General features: G+C 73.6%; 4 protein-coding genes. All 4 read left to right on the forward strand.

What is annotated here, in order from left to right; translation table 11 throughout:
* The first annotated feature begins 26 nt into the window (after window positions 1-26).
* Window positions 27-701, forward strand: coding sequence for a hypothetical protein (locus ACIRDU_RS19945; RefSeq protein WP_403581262.1), 675 nt, complete (start codon window positions 27-29; stop codon window positions 699-701).
* 1424 nt (window positions 702-2125) lie between these two features.
* Entirely contained in the window at window positions 2126-3334 is a 1209-nt protein-coding gene (locus ACIRDU_RS19950) for a cytochrome P450 (RefSeq protein WP_403581226.1), read from the forward strand.
* A gap of 164 nt (window positions 3335-3498) precedes the next feature.
* Complete coding sequence (locus ACIRDU_RS19955; protein ID WP_403581228.1) at window positions 3499-4788, forward strand: serine hydrolase domain-containing protein; 1290 nt, start codon at window positions 3499-3501, stop codon at window positions 4786-4788.
* 158 nt (window positions 4789-4946) lie between these two features.
* Entirely contained in the window at window positions 4947-23639 is an 18693-nt protein-coding gene (locus tag ACIRDU_RS19960; protein ID WP_403581229.1) for a non-ribosomal peptide synthase/polyketide synthase, read from the forward strand.
* Window positions 23640-23648: the final 9 nt, after the last annotated feature.

Below are 23648 nucleotides of genomic sequence, written 5' to 3' on the forward strand. Positions count from 1 at the left end.
CCGGCGCGCCGCCCCCACAGGTGGCCATGAAGATGACCGCAGGGCCGATTCGGAGAATCCCGAGAAAACGAGGAAGCAAGAAGATCATGAGAAAGCCGATGGCCGACATCGCCGAAACCGCCCTCCGGTCGGGGCACGCACCAACCGACCGCGCGGCGGCCCGCCCCTTGGCCATCCCCGCCGACACTGTCATCGTCGCTGACGTGTGGATCAGCGGCGACCTCGGGTTCGTCCTGCTCATGCACCGCAGGGACGACGGTCTCCTGGCCGAAGAGCTGTACTACTCCGTGCGGCGCACGGACAGTGTCTGGGAGCGCCCGGATCATCTCAGTGGGGGCATCGTCGGCACGGAGTTGGGCACTTCGGCCATGGTCGAGGACGCACTCGCCGGGGCTTCCGTGTCCGTCGTCGCCGAATCCGAGTCCCTTGTCCACACCGGGCGTGGCTCAGACGGTGACGAAGGAGAACTCGTACATACCTGGGAGCTTCTGGTGAGCGGTGACGCGGACCTCATCGAGATCGAGCGCTTCTCACCAGCTGCCCCCGGGACATCGGTGATCTTCAGACGAGACGTGCCAGGGTTCTTGATGCTCCTCGTTCTGTTGCCCGGTGAACGAGCGCGTGTTTCCGCTATGCGCAAAGAGAACTCATCGTTCACCCAGTTTGGCAACGTATTGGACCTGCACAACCCGGAGCAGTGACCCGCACTGACTCCGCCACCACGATCCACCCGTGGGACGGGACCCTGGCACAGAAGGCCGCCAGGCGGCATGCGAACAGCAGCCGAAGAAGCGAGCTCGAAGGAGATGGGCGGAGCAGGAGGTGGCTGGCCGGAGAAGCGCCCGAACGGTCGGTGCGCACGGCGGTGGCTCGCTGCCCACTTGCCCTGGACCGCATCGCGTGTCACTGCCACCTGGGGACCGTCGGAACGCCCCGCGGACATCGCCGAGTTGTCACGCCACGACGCATCCGTCGGTTCGATCAGGACGGCGGCTCGCCTTGTCCGTGTGTCTGCGGCCGGGACTGAACGAGGCCCCCCTCTGTCCGGGTTTCCGCCGGGCGTCGATGGCGCCGGACCCTCCACCCGGGGGCTTCGGCGCGGCGAACCGGCAGGCAGGTGTGGTGATCGCGACTCCCGCACCGGCGCGCGAGACAGCCGGGCTGGGCACGTACCCGCGCACGCGCGGGAGAAGTGCGCCCCGCGCGCTCCCTATGTACCCCCGGCGGGATTCGGCCGAAAGCCGTGTCGGGTCTCGGCCGCGTTTCCGCGGCGGCGGCAGCCGGCCACCGGGCTCCACGAAGAACGCCTCCCAGCGGTGGACGGTCCTCGAATCGGGTGTTCCGGTTCCTTGCAGCCGTGCTCGTGCGGCCACGCCGAACGATCTCTGTGCAGGTGAGGGGAGTTGCGGGCGGTGTGCGCCCACGGGGAATCGCAGGTTCTGTATGTGTGGTTGTTTAGCCATCAGTTCCCGGGGCACGCGTGCAGGGCCATCGTCGACGGGTTTGGTTCGGGCTGCCCGAGGCCCCTGAGATATGGCTTGCCGGTATGCCTCTCTGTTCAACTTGAGGGGGTTGCCGTCGGTTGACCCACCGTGAAGACTATCGCCGAGTTCGACCGGGTCGAAGGTGCTCGTCGTGCGTATGATCCAGCCCTGATCGGGGAGGATGCGCAGCCTTGCATGGAGTCGGAATGGCGGGCCCCACCCAAGGGCTCGCCATACATAAAGGCAAGCGGAAGTCGCCGCGCGGCAGTTGCGCGGTGCGTTCACTGGAGATGTGTGATGTCGGCTTGGTACGCACCACAAGTACTGCCGTTTGTCCAAGGGGGGGCATGGAGTCGATGTGGTCCGCGGTGCATGTGGTGAGGCGGGCGGCGGAACCGGGTGACGCACGGCAAAGGGCTGTTCGAATCGGCCGGAGCCGCGCCGGTTTCCGAGACGCTTGACGCGTCAATTCCAGCTGCCATCCGCTCCGAGGCGTCGGCCGCTTCGCTACCCGTGTAGAGCCGGTTGCCTGTCGTGAGAGCCCCAGGTCGCATGCGAGACCAGTCCGGGGCTGATTGCTCACCGTCGACCATCCCGCTTGTGGACGCGCTGTCCCCCGCGTTCCCCATGAAGGAGAAAAGGTGACCGGCAACCCATCGGTCCAGAAGAACTCGCCCTTTGACAGACTGGGCGAGCGATGGCAGTCCTTACGTGCGTGCGGTCCGGTCCATTACGACGAACGGCAGGGCGCGTGGCAGGTGGTGGACTACTCGTCGGTGGCCGGGATTCTCGCCGACCCGGCGACGTACTCCTCCGACTTCTCGTCCATCGCGCCCACCCAGGAGGACTTCGAGGTCTTCCGGCAGGGCAATTTCGTCGGTATGGACCCGCCGGAGCACCGCAAGCTCCGGACGCTTGTCAGTCAGGCATTCACTCCCCGTATGGTGAAGGGATTGGAGCCGCGTATCGAAACTGTGTGCGGTCGGTTGCTGGACGACGTCGCCGATTGCGACCGGTTCGATCTGGTCGACGCCCTCGCCTACCCGTTGCCCATCATCGTCATCGCCGAACTGCTCGGTATCCCGGCCGCGGACCACAAGCTTTTCCAGGAGTGGGCGGCCACCCTCTTCAGCGGTGACGAACTCGGCGAGTCGCCCAGCATGGCCGACCTGGAACGCGCCCTGAACGCCATCGCCCCGACCGTGCGGGAGATGAACGGCTACGTCCTGCACCACATCCGCAGGTGCCGGGCGCGGCCGGGAGACGATCTGACCAGCAAGCTGGTGGCTGCCGAGGTGGACGGTGTCCGCCTGGAGGACCAGGAGATCGTCGGTTTCGTCGCCCTGCTGCTGGTCGCCGGGCACATCACCACCACGGCCCTGCTGGGCAACGCTGTCGTCACCTTCGACCAGCACCCCGGCACGCTCCGCTCGTTGCGTGCCGACACCGGACGGCTGCCGGAGGCCATCGAGGAGGTGCTGCGCTGGCTGCCCCCCTTCGCGGAGCTCGGCCGGCGCACCACGCGCCCGGTGGTGATCGGGGATCAGCAGATCCCCGAGGGCACGATGGTGGTGGCCCATCTGGGCGCCGCCAACCGCGATCCCGCCCGTTTCGACGCACCGGACGTCTTCGACCCGGCCCGGAACCCCAATCCCCACCTGACCTTCGGTCACGGCATCCACTTCTGCTTCGGCGCCCCCCTGGCCCGACTGGAGGCGCGGATCGCGCTTCGGATGCTGCTGGAACGTTTCTCCAGCCTGGATGTCCCCGACTACGACGAGGTCACCTTCCAGAACCCGGCCGTCATCGTCGGCGTACGTCACCTGCCGGTCGAGGTCGCTGGGCGTTAGCACGCACCGACGCACACCCGCACCGACGCGCCGGGCCGAACCGCTCATCCCCATCGGCCCTCGTGTCACGTTCATGGAACGCAGCCATCGGGAGTCCCCTTCACATGCCGTACCCCACCGCCGCTTCAGTCGCCGCCTCACGACCGTCCCCGTTACGTCAGGCGTTGCAGCACAGTCTCGACACCCTCGCGCGAACCCACCGCGTGCCCGGCGCCCATCTGGCCGTCGACACGGGGACGGAGGTCGTCAGCGTGCACACCGGGACGGCCGACGCCGTCCGGGGCACCGCGTTCACGGCCGACACGGCCGTGCCGCTGGGGAGTGTCACCAAGACGTACACGGCCGCCACGGTCATGCTGCTGGTCGACGACGAGGACCTCGACCTCGACGAGGCCGTCGCGGACAACCTTCCGGAGTTCGAGGACATACCCAAGGTGACCGTGCGTCACCTTCTCTCCCACACGGCCGGTCTGCCCACCGGCCCCGACTCGGACACCGCGGCGGGCATGACAGCCTGCCGCTATCTGTCGACGGAGTGCACCGCCGAGAACGCGCTGTTCGCACCCGGGACGGACTTCTCCTACTCCAACGTCGGCTATGTGGCGGCGGGACGGCTGATCGAGGCCGTGACGGGCATGACCTGGCAGGAGGCCGTCCGCGTGCTGCTCCTGGAGCCGCTGGGCACCAGGCCCGCCTTCGTCGGCGCGAGTGCCCCAGGTCGCCCTACCGCCACCGGACACGCCCTCAACACCGCGACGGGCGCCATGCGGCCGGCCCGCCAGAACCTGGCCCCCGTCGAGGCCCCGGCGGGCGCCCTCCTGGCCGGCGCCCACGATCTGATCGCCCTGGGCAGAGCCCTGATCGGCCGGTCCGCCGTCGTCCCCCCCTCCGTCGCCACGCTGATGCGGCGCCCCGAGCCGGGAACCGAGGCCGGCGCCCTGGCGGACGCCTGGGGGCTGGGGGCCGCCCTCTACCAGCAGGACGGCCGCTGGTGGTGCGGCCACGACGGAAACGCCCAGGGCACCTCCTGCCACCTGCGTGCGGAGCCGCGCAGCGGTGTCGTGGTCGCCTTCACCGGCAACGCCGGTGGTGCCACCGCCCTGTGGCGGGACCTGGCCGACACCCTCACCCGGCTCACCGGCATGCGTGTGCCCACCACTCCCGCGGGCGCCGACCGGGGCGAGCCCGTCACCTTCCCCGAATGCGCCGGGACGTACCGCAACGGGACGACCGAGTACCGGATCAGCCTCGACCCGGCCGGCCGGCCCGCGCTGTCCATCGACGGTGACCTGCCGCTGCCGCTGATCTGCTACCCGGATCTGACCTGCGACCTGGTCGACCCGGTCACCGGCCGGAGGGAACCCGGCGGACGCTTCCACCGCGACCCCGTCGACGGAAGCGTCGACCGCGTGCAGATCTCCGGTCGCACGGCCCGCCGCGTCGGCACCGTCTGACCCACGAGCGTTCCCACAGCCCCACCCCAGCCGTCCCGGCGTGTCCGGACGCACCTCTCCCCGCACCGAAGAGCAGCCAGCGCGGGGGTTCCGGTGCGCCCGGGCGGCTCCCCGCGCCCGCGCGCCCCCGCATCGTCACCGTCTTCCGAGGACTCCCCATGACGGACCTGCACAACTCGCCCGACCCGATGTCCCCCTCCACCCGGGCGGACGACGTCACCGCAGCAGGAGGCGGGGCGGACACCGCGGTGCCCCACCGGTCGCTCGGCGAACTCTTCGAGGCCTGGGTGAGCCGTACGCCTCACGCGCCGGCGGTGACCGACGGCCGACGGACGTGGTCCTACCGGGAGCTGGCCGCACGGACCGGGCGGCTGGCCGCCGATCTCGTCCGACGCGGGGTCGGACCGGAGCGGACGGTCGCGCTGGTCCTGCCGCGGTCCCTCGAGCTGATCGCCGCCGAGCTGGCCGTGGCCCGGGCGGGTGCCGCCTTCCTGCCCGTGGACCCTCAGTACCCGGGCGAGCGGCGCGCGCTGATGCTGCGGGACGCGGCACCCGCCGTGGTCCTCGACGACCCGGACGGCGTACGCGCCGTCATGGAGGCAGCCGACGACGCCCCGAGACCGCGCCCACGGGTGGACGCCGACCACGCCGCGTACATCATCTACACCTCGGGCTCGACCGGAACGCCCAAGGGCGTGACCGTCACCCACCGAGGCATCTCCGCCTTCACCGCGGGCGCCGCCGAGCAGTACGCCGTGGGCCCGGGCGACCGGGTGCTGCAGTTCTCCTCGCCCAGCTTCGACGCTTCCGTGCTGGAACTGTTCATCTCCGTCCTGTCCGGCGCCACCCTCGTCGTCCCGCCGGACGGCCCCTGGCTGGGCGACGAGCTCGCCTCCGTGGTCAACGAGCACCGCATCACCCACGCGCTGATCCCGCCGGCCGCCCTCGCCACCCTGCCCGACCCGGCGCGGATCGGCGCGGGCCGCCTGCGCACGCTGATCGTGGGAGCCGAGGCCTGCCCGGCGGAACTCGTCGACCGCTGGGCGCCCGGCCGACGGATGATCAACTCGTACGGGCCCACCGAGACGACCATCGTGGCGTCCTGGACCGGACCGCTGGCCGCGGGCACCGGCACACCGGGCATCGGCGCCCCCCTTCCCGGCACTGAGGTGCACGTGCTGGACGCGGCCCTGCGGCCGGTGCCGCCCGGAGCCGACGGTGAACTGTTCGTCGGCGGCGGGGGAGTGGCCCGCGGCTACCTCAACCGGCCCGGCCTCACCGCCGGACGGTTCGTCGCCAGCCCCTTCGGTCCGCCCGGCGCCCGGCTCTACCGCACCGGCGACCGGGCACGCTGGAACACGCACGGCGAACTGGAGTACCTGGGCCGGCTCGACCGCCAGGTGAAACTGCGCGGCTTCCGTATCGAGCCCGGCGAGATCGAGGCGGCGCTGCGGGGCCTCACCGGTGTGCGCGACGCCGTGGCCGTGGTGCGCGAGGACGAACCCGGGCGGCGCCGGCTCGTCGGATACGTCACCTCCGCCGACCCTGAACAGCCCCTTGACACGGATGAGTTGAGGGAAAGCGTCGCCGCCGTCCTGCCACCGCACATGGTGCCGTCCGTCGTGGTCGTCCTCGACACCCTGCCGCTCACCCCGCAGCACAAGATCGACCTGGGTGCCCTGCCCGCGCCCGTCCGCGCGGCCGGCCGGGGGCACGTGGCGCCGCGCACCGCGCACGAGCGTGTGCTCGCCGACGTCTGGGCGGACGTCCTGGGGGTCGACGCGGTCGGCGTCGAGGACGACTTCTTCGACCTGGGCGGAGACTCGATCCTCGCCGCCCGCGCCCTGGCCCGCATCCGCGAGGAACTCGGCGCCCGCCTGTCCATCCGGGACGTTTTCACCGCGCGCACGGTCGCCTCCCTGGCCCGGCTGCTCGGCGCTCCCTTCGACGCGGTGGCCGAGGACCCGATCCCGGCCGTCCCGCGCGACCGGCCGCTCCCGCTCTCCAGCGCCCAGCGGCGCCTGTGGTACCTGAACGACCTCACCCCGGGCGGCACCGAGTACAACACCGGCTCGGCGCTGCGGCTGCGCGGCGACGTGGACACAGCGGCGCTGGCCCGCGCCCTCGACAAGCTGGCCGCCCGCCACGACAGTCTGCGCACCACCTTCGCCACGCAGGACGGACACGGCGTACAACACGTACACCCGCACGCCGACCTGCCCCTGCGTACGGCCGACGTGACGCACCTGCCCGCCGTCCGGCGCGAGGAGGCCGCCGAACGGCTGCTCACCGAGGAGCTGGAGCACCCCTTCGACCTGGCGGCCGGCCCGCTCACCAGGGCGCTGCTCGTCCGCCGCGGTGCCGACGATCATCTCCTGTTACTGGCCCAGCATCACATCGTCACCGACGGCTGGTCCGTGGGCATCCTCACCCGTGATCTGGCAGCGCTGTACCGGGCCGAGGTGTCCGGCACGGCGGACGGGCTGCCCGCACTCGGCGTGCAGTATCCGGACTTCGCGGTGTGGGAGCGTCGACAGGGCGGCGACGACAGGGAAGCGGAGGACCTCGCGTACTGGAAGCGGCATCTGACCGGCATGCCGCAACTGGAGCTGCCCACCGACCGGCCCCGGCCCGCGGTGCGCACCACGGCCGGCGCCGCGCACCGGCAGCACCTTCCGGCGGAGCTGGTCGCGCGGCTGCGGCACCTGGCGGCGGAGCGTGCCACGACCGTCTTCACCCTGTTCGCCGGGGCCGCGGCGGTGCTGTTCTCCCGGTTCTCCGGCCAGCGGGACGTCGCCTTCGGCACCGTCACCACGGGGCGGGAACGCCGCGAACTGGAGGACGTGGCCGGGTTCTTCGCCAACACCGTCGTGCTGCGCGGTGACGTGGACGACGCCGCGACCGTCGACCGGTTCGTGGAGAACATGCGGGCGACGGTACTGGACGCCTTCGCCCACGACGCGGTGCCGTTCGACCGGGTGGTGGAGGAGCTGGCCCCGCCCCGGGATCCCAGCCGGACCCCGCTGGTGCAGGTGCTCGTGGTGCAGCAGACCGCCCTGAGCGACCCGCCGCCGGTCGGCGGGGTGCGCATCGAGCAGCATCCGCTGCCCCGTCCGGCCGCCCGGTTCGACCTGGTGCTGGAGTTCACGCCGCGCGCCGACGGCAGCTTCGAGCTCACCGCCGAATACAGCACCGGCCTGTTCGAGGCGGAGACAGTCGCCCGGATGAGTCGCCACCTGCTCCGGCTGCTGGAGGGCATGGCGGACGGACCGCACCGCACGGTGGGCGAGCTGGACCTGCTGTCGGAGGACGAACGGCGCACCATGCTGGAGGTGTGGAACCCGCGGGCAACGGACGCCGGCCGCGCGTCGGGCAGCACGCTGCCCGCGCTCTTCGAGGCGCAGGTGGCACGGACACCCGAGCGCACCGCTGTAGTCTGCGGCTCCGAGCGCCTGGACTACGCCGAGGTCAACCGGCGCGCCAACCGGCTTGCCCGGGTGCTGGCCGCCCGCGGGGCCGGGCCCGAGACGCTGGTGGCTCTGTGCCTGCCGCGGACGGCGGACCTGCTGCCGGTGCTGTGGGCCGTACTCAAGGCGGGCGCGGGCTATCTGCCGGTGGACCCCGGCTACCCGGTCGAGCGCATCCGCTTCATGCTCGGCGACGCCGCTCCCGCTCTCGTCGTGGCCACGCGCGAGACCGCCGGCGCGCTGCCCGAGGACTGCGCCGCGCTGCTCCTGGAGGACTGCCTCGCCCAGGACGCCGTCGCCGACGGCGACCTCACCGACGCCGACCGGGCGCGGCCCCTCGATCCCGGGCATCCCGCGTACGTCATCTACACCTCGGGCTCGACGGGACGCCCCAAGGGCGTCGTGGTCTCCCACCGCAGTGTCGCCGGCCTCGCGGCATGGGCGGGGGAGCGCTTCGGCCCCCGGCGACTGGCCCACGTGGTGGCCTCCACCTCGCTGAACTTCGACGTGTCGGTCTTCGAGATGCTCTGCCCGCTGCTCGTGGGCGGCGGCATCGAGGTGGTCGCCGACCTCCCGGCCCTCGCCGACTCCAGCGAACCCCGACGGGCCGGACTGGTCAGCGGAGTGCCGTCGGTGATCTCCCGCATGCTCACCGAGAGTGGGGCGGCCGTGGCGGCGGACACCGTCGTCCTGGCCGGTGAGGCGCTTCCCGCGCAGACCGTGCACGACCTGCTGCGGGCCATGCCGGACTGCGAGATCGCCAACATCTACGGCCCCACCGAGGCCACGGTCTACGCCACCGCGTGGTTCGCCGGCCCGACGGCACCGGACCAGGCCCCGCCGATCGGCAGGCCTGTGGCCGCCACCCGTGCCTACGTCCTGGACCGCCTGCTGCGTCCCCAGCCGCCGGGCGTGACGGGAGAGCTCTACCTGGGCGGCGGGGGACTGGCGCGCGGCTACCTGGGACGTCCGGGGCTGACCGCCTCCCGGTTCGTGGCCGACCCGTTCGGCGGGCCGGGGGATCGCATGTACCGGACCGGAGACCTGGTGCGGTGGACCACCGACGGTGAACTGGAGTACCTGGGCCGTACCGACCAGCAGGTGAAGGTGCGCGGTTTCCGCATCGAACTGGGCGAGGTGGAGGAGGCACTGCGCCGCGTGGACGGGGTGGTGGAGGCGGCGGCCACCGTCCGGGAGAGCGACGGCCGCCGTCGTCTGGTCGGCTACGTCGTTCCCGCTCCGGGCGCGCACCTGGAGCCGGAGGGGGTGCGCCGGACCCTCGGCCGCACCCTGCCCGACTACATGGTGCCGACGACCGTCATGATCCTGGCCGACCTGCCCCTCAACCCCAACGGCAAGCTGGACCGGGGCCGCCTGCCGGACCCCGGGCCCGCCCGGAGCGGGACGCACCGCGTGGACCCGCACACTCCCACCGAGCGCACCCTCGCCGCGATCTGGGCGGACATCCTGCGCGTGGACCGGGTCGGGGTGGACGACAACTTCTTCACGCTGGGCGGCGACTCCATCCTCAGCATCCAGGTGGTGGCCCGGGCTCGTCAGGCGGGCCTCACAGTGACCTCCCGGGACGTCTACCATCACCAGACGGTCGCCGCCCTCGCCCGTTGCGCCGACGCGGCCGGTGACCGACGGCCCGCCGTCCCGGACGCGGTGCCCGCCACCGGCCCCGCGCCGCTCACGCCCATCCAGCGCTGGCTGTTCGACAGCGCGGCCGAGCGCGCGGGCCGCTTCGCCCAGACCTTGTCCATCCAGCTTCCCGACACGGTGGACCCGGCGGCGCTGGAGGACGCCCTCAACGACCTCGTCGCCCACCACGACGCGCTGCGCTCCCGCTTCCTCACCGAGGAGACCGGCGAAGCGCCCGCCGAGGACGCCATCGACGGCTCCGACGCGACGCCCCGCGCCGCATGGCGCATCGAGGAGCGGGCACCGCGCCTCCGTCTGGGCCGCCACGTCGGCCCCGACACCGACACACCGCACCACGGCGCCTTCGACCTGCGCCACGGCCCGCTGCTGCGTGCCGTGCTGCACGACCGCGGCCACGGCCTGCCCCGCGTGCTGCACCTGGCCGTTCACCACCTGGTCGTGGACGGCGTTTCCTGGCGCGTGCTCCTGGAGGACCTCGACCGCGCCTACCGCGCCCGCCGGGAAGGCCGCGACGGACAGACGGCGTTGCCCCCCAAGTCCTCGCCGCTGCGGCACTGGGCCCGGCGCCTGTCCGCCCACGCGGCCGACGGCGGCTTCGACGACGAGGTCGCGTACTGGACCGACGCCGTCGCCGGCGCCCAGGCGGCGCTCCCGGCCGACGGGGAAGGCGCCAACACCTACGCCTCGGCGCGCTCGGTGACCGTCCGCCTCACCCCCGAGGACACCTCCGCCCTGCTGCGCACCCTGCCGGACACCTACCGCACCCGGGTCAACGACGTACTGCTGAGCGCGCTCGGCCGGGTGCTGTGCACGTGGACCGGGCACGAGCGGGTGCTGGTGGATGTCGAGGGACACGGCCGCGAGGAACTCTTCGCCGACGTGGACACCAGCCGTACCGTCGGCTGGTTCACCACCCGCCACCCCGTCGCCCTCGCCGTCCCGCCCGACGCCGACTGGGACGCCGTGCTCAAGCAGGTCAAGGAGCAGCTGCGGGCGGTACCCCGACACGGGGTCGGGCACGACGCCCTGCGGTATCTGACCCGCCCGCAGGCCCTGTCCGGGGCGCCGCAAGCTCAGGTCAGCTTCAACTACCTGGGCCGGTTCGGCCTGCCGGACACCGGAGGCCTGTACGCGGGATCGTTCCGCACGCTGGAACTGGACGCCCACCCCTCGGCGGTACGTCCGCACCCTCTGGAGGTCGTGGGCCGACTGGACGGCGACGCGCTGGAGTTCACCTGGTTCTACTCCGAGGACCTGCACACCAGGACGACCGTCGCCGATCTGGCCGCACGCTTCGCCGACGCGCTGGCCGGCATCGCGCGCCACGCCGGCCGGCCCGGCAGCGGCGGACGCACCCCGTCGGACTTCCCCTTGGCCCGCCTCGACCAGGCGACCGTGGACCGGATCGTGGGGGCCGACCCGGACGCGGTGGAGGACGTCCACCCGCTCACCCCCACCCAGGCCGGCATGCTCTTCCACGGGCTCTCCCAGGCCGACGAGGGCGTCTACTTCCAGCAGTTGACCTTCGACCTGGACGGCGTGGCGGACCCGGCCGCGCTGGCGGCGGCCTGGCAGCGCGTCACGGACCACACGCCCGTGCTGCGCGGACACGTCCGCTGGCAGGACATGCCCGAGCCGCTGCTGGTCGTGCGGCGCCACGCCCGCGTGCCCGTGACCCACCTGGACTGGCGCGACCTGACCGAGCAGGAGCGCGAAACCCGGCTGCGGCAGCTGCTGGACCGGGACCGTGAACAGGGCATCGACCTGACCCGGGCCCCGCTCCAGCGGCTGGTGCTCGCGAGGATCTCCGACAGTGCCGTACGCGTCGTGTGGTCCTTCCACCACCTGCTGCTGGACGGCTGGAGCCTGTTCCAGGTGCTGTCCGACGTCTTCGCCGGGCACGCCACGGCCGGCCGGGAGCCCCTGCCGGACCGGCGCCCGTTCCGCGACTACGTGGCCTGGCTGCGCGACCGCGACGGGGCGGAGGCCGACCGGCACTGGCAGCGTCGCCTCGCGGACCTGGCCGAGGCCACCGCTCTGCCCTACGACCGCGAGCCGCGCGAGAATCACCGCGCCGAGTCCACCGCGGCGGTCCGCGGCACCGTGGACGCGGTCACCACCCGGACTCTGGAGGAGCTGGCCAGGACGGCGGGGCTGACCCTCAACACCCTGGTGCAGGGGGCGTGGGCGCTGCTGCTGAGCCGTCTGGCCCGCAGAGCTGACGTGGTGTTCGGCACGACCGTCTCCGGGCGGCCCCCCGAGCTGCCCGGAGCCGACTCCATGACCGGCCTGTTCATCACGACCCTGCCCACGCGGGTGACGGTGCCGCACGACCGGGCCTTGCTCGACTGGCTGCGCGACCTCCAGCGGGACCAGAGCGAGGACCGCCGTTTCGACCACGTGCCGCTCACCCGGATGAAGGACTTCACCCTGCTCCCCGAGCGGGCCCCCCTGTTCGACAGCATCGTCGTCTTCGAGAACTACCCGGTCGACGACGACCTGGCGGCCGCTCACGGACTGCGGCTGACCGGACTGGACGGCATCGAGACCACCAACTACCCGCTGAGCCTCGTGGCCTATCCGGGTGCCGAACTGGGACTGCGGCTCGGCTACGACCCGCGGCTGTTCGACGCCGGCACCGTCGAGCGGATGGTCGAGCACCTCACCGTCCTGCTGGCGGGCATGGCCGCGACCCCCGAACTCGCGCCCGCCCGGCTGCCGTTGCTCACGGACGCCCGCCGCCGCCAGGTGGTCGAGGAGTGGAACGACACCATCACCGCCACACCCGAGGCCACGGTGGCGGAGCTGTTCGCCGCGCAGGTGCGGCGCACACCGGACGCCGTGGCCCTGGAGGCGGACGAGGAGCGGCTCACCTACCGGGAGCTCGACGCGCGGGCCGCCCGGCTGGCCGGCCGGCTGACCGCGCTCGGTGTCGCCGCCGAGGTCGCGGTGGGCGTGCTTACGGGCCGCTCGGTCGACCTCGTCGTCGTGCAGCTCGCACTGGTGCGTACCGGGGGCGTGTACGTCCCGCTGGACGGCAGGGCACCGCGGGAGCGGCTGCGCAGGATGCTCGCCGAGGCGGGCGCGCGGCTGCTGCTGACCGACGTCGAGTGGGAGCGGACGGCGGGGGAGGCGCTGCCCGACGGCACCGTCCTGCGCGTGGACGAGCTCCTGGCGGGTGCACTCCCCGACGCGGACGGTGACGTCGCGGCAGACGTCCCGGCCGCCCGCCCGGTCCACCCCGACAACGTCCAGTACCTGATGTTCACCTCCGGTTCCACCGGCACCCCCAAGGGCGTCGCGGTACGCCAGCGGGACGTCGCCGCGCTCGCCCTCGACCGCGCCTTCACCGGCCACGACCGGGTCCTCGTGCACTCCCCGCACGCCTTCGACGCCGCCACCTACGAGGTGTGGGTGCCGCTGCTGCGCGGCGGGACGGCCGTGCTGGCCCCGCCGGTCGACGTGGACGCCGCCGTCGTCCGCCGCGCGATCACCGAGCGGGGCGTGCGCTGCCTGTGGCTGACCGCGGGCCTGTTCCGGCTGCTCGCCCAGGAGGACCCCGCCTGCCTGCTCGGCGCCCGCGAGGTGTGGACCGGCGGCGAGGCCGTACCGGGCGCCGTGGTGGGCCGCGTGCTCGACGCCTGCCCCGGCCTCACCGTCGTCGACGGCTACGGACCCACCGAGACCACCACCTTCGCGACCCGACGGGTCTTCCGGGCCGGTGACCCGCTCCCGCCGGTGCTGCCCATCGGGCGCCCGCTCGACAACACCCGCGTGTACGTCCTGGACGACATCCTTCAACCGCAACCGCCCGGCGTACCAGGTGAGTTGTACATCGCGGGCGCCGGACTGGCCCGTGGCTACGCCGGACGTCCCGGCGCGACCGCCGCGCGCTACCTGGCAGACCCGTTCGGCCCGGCCGGCGGGCGGATGTACCGCACCGGCGACATCGTGCGGTGGAGCGCCGACGGCGAACTGCACTTCGTGGGACGCGCGGACGACCAGGTCAAGATCCGAGGCTTCCGGGTCGAGCCCACCGAGATAGAGGCCCGGCTCACCGCCCATCCGGCCGTCGCCGAGGCGGTCGTCTCCGTGTACGAGCACACCGGACGCAAACGGCTGGCCGCCCACCTCGTGCCCGCGCCCTCGGCCACCGTGCCGTCCGCGAGCGAGCTGCGCGCGCACGTCGTCGCCGAGCTGCCCGACTACATGGTGCCCGCCGCCTTCGTCACGGTGGCCGAGCTGCCCCTGACCGCCAACGGCAAGGTGGACCGACGCCGGCTGCCCGCCCCCGACTGGGCGGCGGCCGGCGACGCCGAGTACCGCGCGCCGCGCACCGAGGCCGAGCGGATCCTCGCCGGAATCTGGGCGGAGCTGCTCGGCGCGGACCGGGTCGGCGCCGACGACAACTTCTTCATGCTGGGCGGCGACTCGATCCTCAGCATCCAGGTCGTCTCCCGCGCCCGCGCCGCCGGCCTCACGCTCACCCCGAGGGACCTGTTCCGGCATCCCACGGTCGCCGCTCTGGCCGCCGCCGCGGCCACCGGCACCGCCGCACCCGTCGCGGGGACCGGCCCGGTGAGCGGTGAGGTCCCGCTCACCCCGATCCAGCACTGGTACCTCGATCCCGGACCGAGGCGGCCTGAGTTCTTCAACCAGGCCGTCGTCGTGGACACACCCGACGACGTCGACCCGGCCGCCCTGCGCCGCGCCCTCGCGGCCGTGTACGCCCACCACGACGCCCTGCGCTGCCGTTTCGCCCGGTCCGCCGACGGCTCCTGGCGCCAGGAGTGCCCCGGAGCCGGCGAGGAGGTCCCCGAGCTGCTGGAGGTCCGCGACCTGAGCGGACTGCCGGCGACGGCGGCCGAGGAGACCGAGGCCCGCGTCACGGCCGAGGCGCACGCCGCCTTCCGGCTGACGAGCGGACCGCTGCTGACGGCCCGCCTGTTCACCGGCACCGGAACCGGGACCGGAACGGAGACCGGGACCGGGACCGCAGCCGGGACCGGGACCGGCACCCGGCTCCTCCTCATCGTTCACCACCTGGTCGTCGACGGCGTCTCCTGGCGCATCCTGCTGGAGGACCTGGAGACCGCCTACGGGCAGGCCCGAGCCGGGGAGCCGGTGCGCCTGCCGGAGCGGACGACCTCCGTCCAGGAGTGGGCGCGGCGCCTGCACGCCCACACCGAGGCCGGCGGTTTCGCCGCGCAGCGCGAGCACTGGGAGGAGGTGGCCCGGCACTGCGCCGCACCGCTCCCGGTGGACGGCGACGGCGGCAACACCATGGCCGACGTGGACGCGGTGACCGTACGCCTGGACCGGCGGCACACCGACGACCTGCTGCGGAAGGTGCCCGGCGTCTACCGCACGCGCGTCGACGACGTCCTGCTGACGGCTCTCGGCCGGGTGCTGTCCGGGTGGACCGGGCGGCGAGCCGTCGCCGTCGGCCTGGAGGGGCACGGCCGCGAGGACCAGCTCTTCGACGACGTCGACCTCTCCCGCACCGTCGGCTGGTTCACCACCCTCTTCCCCGTCGCCCTCGACGTCCCGGACGGGGACTGGGGCGCCGCCCTGAAATCCGTCAAGGAGCAGCTGCGGTCCGTGCCCGGGCGTGGCCTGGGACACGGCGCCCTGCGCCGGCTCGCCCGGGACGAGCGGCTGGCCGACGCGCCGATGCCGGCCGTCAGCTTCAACTACCTGGGCCGGTTCGACTGGTCCGCCCGGGGCGGCGCGCTGGTGCGCTCCGTACCGGGCGGGCTGGACGGCGCCGAGGCGCCCGAGTCGGTGCGCCCGCACCTGCTGGACGTGGTGGCCCGCGTCGAGGACGGCGAGCTGGAGGTCACCTGGCACTACAGCCGGCACCTGCACCGGGAGGAGACCGTCGGCCACCTCGCGGCCGGCATGCTGCGGGCGTTGGAGGAGGTCGTCGCGCACTGCGCCGACCCCGGGGCGGGGGGCCGTACGCCGTCGGACTTCCCGCTGGTCCGGATCGACCAGGCGGCCGTGGACCGGGTCGTGGGCGACGGCCGCGGCGTCGAGGACCTGTACCCGCTGACGCCGATGCAGGCGGGCATGCTGTTCCACAGCCTCATGGACCCCGACAGCCGCACCTACGTCAACCAGGTCCAACTGGTGCTCTCGGGCGTCGGCGACCCGCACGCCCTGGCCGAGGCGTGGCAGCGGACCGTGGACGCCAACGCGATGCTGCGCACCCGCCCGGTGTGGCAGGAGACCGCCGAACCCCTCCAGGCCGTGTGCCGGCGGGCGCCCGTGCCGGTCACCCAGCACGACTGGTCCGGGTGGTCCGCCCAACGGTGCGAGGCGGAACTCGCCCGGCTGGTCGACGAGGACCGGCAGGCCGGCCTCGACCTGGAGACGGCCCCGCTGATGCGCCTGGCCCTGATCCGGCTCTCGCCCGAACGGGTGCGGATGCTGTGGACGTTCCACCATCTGCTGCTCGACGGGTGGAGCGCGGCCCAGGTCTTCGACGAGGTGTGCGAGCGGTACGCCGCGCTCACCGCCGGGCGCCGCCCGCAGGTGCCCGACCGTGCCCCCTTCAGCGACTACCTGGGCTGGCTGGCCCGGCAGGACACCGAGCGGGCGGAAGCGTACTGGCGCGAGGCCCTGGCCGGTTTCCCCGTCGCCACCGAACTGCCGCGCGACCGGCGGCCGGAGGAGGCGCACCGCAGCTCCTCCTCGGGGTCGGTGCGGGTGACGCTCGACGCCGAGGTGTCGGCGAGGCTGCGCCGGACCGCGCAGGAGGCCGGCCTGACCGTCAACACCGTGCTCCAGGGCGCCTGGGCGCTGCTGCTGTCCCGTTACGGCGGCGGGGACGACGTGGTGTTCGGCACCACCGTCTCCGGCCGGCCGGCCGACCTGCCGGGCGTGACCTCGATGGTGGGCGTGTTCATCAACACCCTGCCCACCCGGGCACGGATCGACGGGCGGCGCCGTCTGCCGGACTGGCTGGGTGACCTCCAGGCCGCCCAGTCGGAGTCCCGGCGCCACGACTTCGTCTCGCTCGCGCAGCTCCAGACGTGGAGCGAGGTACCGGGCGGCACCCCGCTGTTCGACAGCATCGTGGTCTTCGAGAACTACCCGTTCGACGCGGACGCCCTGGCCCGGCTCGGCCTGGCCATGGAGCAGGAACGCGATGTGGAGCCGACCAACTACCCTCTCAGCGTGGTGGTCGCGCCCGGCGACACCCTGACCGTCACCCTCGACTACGATCCCGCCGCCTTCGACGCCGCCACCGTCGACGGCCTCGGCGCGAGCCTGCGCACGCTGCTGACGGAGATGGCCACCGACCCGGACCGCACCCTGGCCGACCTGCCCCTGATGTCCGGCGAGCAGAGCCGTCGTCTGCTGGAGCGCTTCGGCGGCCCGGTGGCCGAGGCACCGCGGCGGACCCTGCCCGAGGCGTTCCGCGCGCAGGCCGCGCGCGTCCCGGACGCCGTCGCCGTGCTCGGCGACACCGAACAGCTCACCTACCGGCAGCTCGACGAACGCGCCAACCGGCTGGCCCGGCTGCTCATCGAGGCCGGAGCCGGGCCGGAACGGTTCGTCGCCCTCGCCCTGCCGCGCACCCCGGACCTGATCGTGGCCCTGCTGGCGGTCCTCAAGAGCGGCGCCGCCTACCTTCCCGTCGACCCGGGCTACCCGGCCGAGCGCGTCGCCTTCCTCTTCGACGACGTGCGGCCCGAAGCCGTCGTCACGAGTGCGCAGACGTCCAGCCGGCTGCCGGAGGGCCCGTTCACCCGGATCGCCCTCGACGACCCCGCCTGCGCCGCGCGCCTGGCCGCCCTGCCCGGCGACGACATCGCCGACGAGGAACGGCACGGAAGGCTGCTGCCCGACCACCCCGCCTACGTCATCCACACCTCCGGCTCGACCGGCCGGCCCAAGGGGGTCGTCGTCGCCCAGGCCTCGGTGCTGGCGCTGACCGACTGGGCCGCAGCCGAGTTCGGCGGGCGCGGCCTGGAACACGTCGTGGCCTCCACCTCGCTCAACTTCGACGTGTCGGTGTTCGAGATCTTCTCCCCGCTGCTGGCCGGCGGCCGCGTCCAGATCGTCCGCGACCTGCTGGCCCTCGCCGAGCGCGACGGGCCGTGGCGGGCGGGACTGCTCAGCGCGGTGCCCTCCGCGCTGGGCCGGCTGCTGGCGGAGGACGCCGTCCGCGTCACCGCCGACACCGTCGTCCTCGCCGGTGAGGCGCTGCCCGTGCGGACCGTGAGCCAGGTGCGCGCGGCGGTCCCCGGCTGCCGGGTGATGAACATCTACGGCCCCACCGAGGCCACCGTCTACGCCACCGCCTTCACCTGCGACCCGGCCGAACCCGACCGTGTCCCGCCCATCGGCAGGCCCGTCGGCGGAGCCCGCGCCTACGTCCTGGACGCCCGGCTGCGACCGGTCCCCGCCGGTGCGCCCGGCGAGCTGTACCTGGCCGGAACCGGCGTGGCCCGCGGCTACCTGAACCGGCCGGGACTGACCGCGTCCCGCTTCCCCGCCGACCCGTTCGGTCCGCCCGGCAGCCGCATGTACCGCACCGGGGACCTCGTACGGTGGACCGCCGACGGCGACCTGGTGTACCTCGGCCGCTCGGACGACCAGGTGAAGGTCCGCGGCTTCCGCATCGAACTCGGAGAGGTCGAGGCCGCGCTGACCCGGCACCCCCAGGTGTCCGCGGCCGCTGCCCGCGTCGTCGAACACGACGGCCACAAACGGCTGGTGGCGTACGCCGTCCCCGACGGTGGTGGGCTGCCCGACTCCGCCGGCCTGCGGGACTTCCTCGCGCGCACGCTCCCCGACCACCTGGTGCCCGCTCTCGTCGTGCCGCTGGAGGGGCTGCCGCTCGGGGCCACCGGCAAGCTGGACCGGCGCGCGCTGCCCGACCCCGTGTGGTCGGCGCCGGGCGGGACGGGTGACCGCCCGCCGCGCACCGAGACGGAACGGGCGCTCGCCGCGATCTGGTCGCAGGTGCTGGGCGTGCCCGACGTGGGGGCGCAGGACAACTACTTCGCGCTCGGCGGCGACTCCATCCTCGGCATCCAGATCGTCTCCGCCGCCCGCAGGGCCGGCCTCGCCCTGACCCCCCGGCACCTCTTCCAGCACCAGACCATCGCCGAACTGGCCGCCGCCGCCCAGGAGGTCACGGCCCGGCGGACCGTGGCGGAACAGGGCCCGGTCGTGGGGGAGGTGCCGCTCACCCCCGTCCAGCACTGGCTGTTCGACACGCTCACCGGCGACCCCGCGCGGCTGACCCAGGCGGTCTCCTTCCACCTGGCCGCCGACACCGACGAGGCCCTGCTGCGGGCCGCGCTCGCCGTCGTACAGGAACATCACGACGCGCTGCACCTGCGGTTCGAACAGACCCACGACGGGCGGTGGCGGCAGCACGGCACCGCTCCCGGCGAGGCGCCGCCGCTGGAGGTGCACGACCTGCCCGACGGCACGGACACGTCGGTGAGCGACCTGGCCGACCGCCTGTGCGCCGGGTTCGACCTCGCCGCCGGACCCCTGCTCAGGGCCGCGCTGTGCCGGACCGGCGCCGCACGGCGGCCCGTACTGCTGCTGGCCGCCCACCACCTGGTCGTGGACGCGGTGTCCTGGCGGATCCTCCTGGAGGACCTGGACACCGCCTACCGGGCGCTGCGCGCCGGCGAGCGGGCGGACCTCGGGCCGAAGACCACTTCCTTCCGGGCATGGGCGCAGCGCCTGACCGCGCACACCGCGTCCGGTGGCTTCGACGACGAACTCGCTCACTGGCAGGCCCTGTCCGCCGACTCGACGCCGCTGCCGACCGACCTCTGCGGAGCCAACACCGCCGCCTGCGAGGAGACGGTGACGGTGAGCCTGGACAGCGAGGAGACCCGGCGGCTGCTCCAGGACGTGCCGGACGTCTACCGCACCCGCGTCAACGACGTCCTGCTGTGCGCCCTGGGCCGGGTCCTGGCCCGCTGGACCGGGCGGGACCGGGTCACGGTGGCGCTGGAGGGCCACGGCCGGGAGGACCTGTTCGAGGACATCGACCTGGCCCGGACCGTCGGCTGGTTCACCACCATGTCCCCCGTCGCGCTGGACGTGCCCGGGGACGCGGGCACCGGGGCGGCTCTGAAGTCCGTCAAGGAGAGCCTGCGGGCCGTGCCCCGGGGCGGACTGGGCTACGGCGCCCTGCGTCACCTGCACCCCGACCGCGACCGGCTCGGCCTCCCGGGGCTGCCGCAGGTCGGCTTCAACTACCTGGGGCAGCAGGACTGGAACGCCACCACGGGCGGTCTGCTGGACACGCCGTACGCCGGACTGGCCGGCGGCATCGACCGCGCGGCGGACCGGCCCCACCTCCTCGACGTCCTCGGCCGGGTCGTGGACAGGCGGCTGGAGTTCACCTGGTCGTACTCGCGCGAGGTGCACCGGCCGGAGACGGTGGCCCGGCTGGCCGCCGACATGGCCGAGGAGCTGCGCGGCATCGTGCGGCACTGTGCCGAGCCCGGCGCGGGGGGCCGTACCCCGTCGGACTTCCCGCTGGCGCCGCTGGACCAGACGGCCGTGGACCGGCTGGTGGGCACCGGCCGCGACATCGTGGACCTCTACCCGCTCACCCCCACCCAGACCGGCATGGTCGTGCACGGGCTGGACGAACCCGGCCAGGGCATGTACGTCGAACAGATCACGTTCGTCGTGGACGGGGCGCGTAACCCCGGTCCGCTCGCCGCCGCCTTCCAGTACGTGGTCGACCGCACCCCCGTCCTGCGCACCACCGTGGTGTTGCACGGCGTCCCCGTCCCGCTCCAGGCCGTCCACCGCGGCGCCGTCCTGCCTCTCACCGAGCACGACTGGAGCGCCCTGACCCCGGCCGAACGCGACACGGCACTGGAACGGCTCCTGGCCGAGGACAAGGCCCGCGGCATGGCACTGGACCGCGCCCCGCTGCTGCGCCTCGCCCTGATCCGGCTCGGCCCGGACCAGGTACGCGTCCTGTGGACCTTCCACCACGTGCTGCTGGACGGCTGGAGCGTCTTCCACGTGCTGGCGGACGTCATGGCCGCCCACGCGGCGCTCGCCCGGGGTGAGGAACCCCGGCTGCCGGACCGCCGCCCCTTCGCCGACTACGCCGCCTGGCTCGCCGCCCGGGACACCGCGCCCGCCGAGGAGCACTGGAGGAGCGTCCTCGCGGATTTCACCGCCCCCACCCCACTGCCCTACGACCGCAGGCCGGCCCAGAGCTCCGCCACCCGCTCCGACACGTGGCTGTCCCAGTGGCTGGGAGCGGAGGAGACCAAGCGGCTGGAGGACTTCGCCCGCCGCAACCGCCTGACCCTCAACACCGTGGCGCAGGGCGCCTGGGCGTTGCTGCTGTCGCGGTGGAGCGGAGAGCGGCAGGTGTGCTTCGGCACCACCGTCTCCGGGCGGCCCGCCGACCTGCCCGGCGCCGACACCATCACCGGCCTGTTCATCACCACCCTGCCCGCACGGGTCACCGTGGACGGCGGCGCGTCCTTCGACGCCTGGCTGCGGGACACGCAGGCCGCCCGGGCCGAGGACCGCCGCTTCGACCACGTGCCCCTGACCGACCTGCAGGCATGGAGCGGACTGGACGCCGGCACACCGATGTTCGACAGCCTGCTGGTCTTCGAGAACTACCCGGTCGGGGACGCCACGGCCGGCGCCCACGGCGTCCGCGTACGCGACCTCGACGCCCGCGAGGCCACCAACTACCCGCTCACCGTGGTGATCTCGCCGGGCGAACGGCTCGGCGTCGAACTCGGCTACGACCCGCGCTGCTTCGACGCGGCCACCGCACGTTCCCTGGCCGGTCAACTCCTGCACACCCTGGGCGAACTGGCGGCCGCTCAGGACACCGACCGCCTGGACGCCCTCGACATCCTGCCGCCCGGGGAACGGGCACGGCTGCTGCGCGGCCCCGCCCGCCCGCAGCTCGCACCGGTGCCCCCGGCGACCCTGCCCGCCCTGATCGAGGCGGCGGCGGACCGCCGGCCGGCGGCGCCGGCCCTGAGCGCGCCCGGCCTGTCGCTGACCTTCGCCGAGACGGAGACGCGGGCGAACCGCCTGGCACACCGGCTCATCGCACGCGGCGCGGGCCCCGGCACCCTCGTCGCGCTGGTCCTGCCGCGCTCGGCGGACATGGTCATCGCCCAGCTGGCAGTGGCCAAGACCGGCGCCGCGTTCCTGCCGGTGGACCCCGACTACCCGGCCGAGCGGGTCGCGTTCATGCTGCGCGACGCGGCGCCCGCCGTCACCCTCGACGCCGCCGAGGTGGCCGCCCTGCTCGCGGCGCCACCGGACGGCGTACCGGGCCACCGGCCCACCGACGCCGACCGCACCCGCCCGCTGGACCTGGACGACCCGGCCTACGTCATCTACACCTCCGGGTCCACCGGCACCCCCAAGGGCGTGGTGGTCACCCACCGGGGCCTGGCGGGCTTCGCCGCCGCCGAGGCCGCGCACTACCAGGTGGCGCCGGGTGACCGGGTGCTGGCGTTCGCCACGCCCAGCTTCGACGCCTCGGTGCTGGAGCTGTGCATGTCCCTGCCGCACGGCGCCCGCCTGGTCGTACCGCGGCCCGGCCCGCTGCTCGGCGCGGAACTCGCCGACGTGCTGCGCGACGAGGGCATCACCCACACCCTGCTGCCCCCGGCCGCGCTCGCCACCCTGCCGCCGGACACCCCCGGCACCCTTCCCGGCCTGAAGACCCTGACCGTCGGCGCCGACGCGTGCGGCGCCGACCTGGTCGCCCGCTGGGCCCCGCACCACCGTCTGGTCAACTCCTACGGGCCGACCGAGGCCACCGTGGTCGCCACCTGGTCCGATCCCCTGGAGGCGGACGGCGGCGCCCCGCCCATCGGCCGCCCGCTGCCCGCCACCGGCGCCTACGTCCTGGACCCCCGGATGCGGCCCGTCCCCGACGGCGTGGCGGGCGAACTGTGGCTGAGCGGACCCGCGCTGGCCCGCGGCTACCTGGGCCGGCCCGGCCTGACCGCGACCCGGTTCACCGCCGACCCGTTCGGGCCGCCCGGCTCCCGCATGTACCGCACCGGTGACCTCGTACGACGCGACGCCCGCGGCGAACTGCACTACCTGGGCCGCACCGACCGCCAGCTCAAGCTGCGCGGCCACCGCATCGAGGCGGGCGAGGTGGAGACCACGCTCGCGCGCCACCCGGCCGTGCTGGACGCCGTGGTGAGCGTCCGGGAGGACGAGCCGGGGCTGCCGCGCCTGGTCGCCCACCTGCTGCGCGCACCCGGTGCCGAGGCGCCCACCGCCGCCGAACTGCGGAAACTGGCCGCCGCCACCCTGCCCGGCCCCATGGTGCCCTCGGCGTACGTGGTGCTGGAGCGCTTCCCGCTCACCGAGAACGGCAAGACCGACCGGGCCGCCCTGCCCGCGCCCGCACCGGACGCGCCACGGACGGCGGAACACGTCGCTCCCCGCACGCCCACCGAGGAGGTGCTGGCCGCCCTATGGGAGGAGGCCCTGCACACGCCGGTCGGCGCGGAGGACGACTACTTCGACCTGGGCGGCGACTCCCTGCGCGCCCTGCTCATCGCCTCACGGGCCAACGACGCCTTCGGCGTGACGCTCACGCCCCGTGACGTCCTGGTCCTGCGCACGGTCGCCGCCCTGGCCGACCTGGTGGAGGAACAGGTGCTCAGCGAACTCGAAGACGCCGTACGCGGCGACAACCACCACGACGAACGGTGAGGACCGGAC

Source organism: Streptomyces sp. NPDC093598, assembly GCF_044764825.1.
Lineage (GTDB): Bacteria > Actinomycetota > Actinomycetes > Streptomycetales > Streptomycetaceae > Streptomyces.

Excerpts from the sequence above, each read along its gene's own strand:
- ACIRDU_RS19945 (WP_403581262.1), top strand. The coding sequence starts at position 27 with ATGAAGATGACCGCAGGGCCGATTCGGAGAATCCCGAGAAAACGAGGA.
- ACIRDU_RS19960 (WP_403581229.1), top strand. The coding sequence starts at position 4,947 with ATGACGGACCTGCACAACTCGCCCGACCCGATGTCCCCCTCCACCCGG.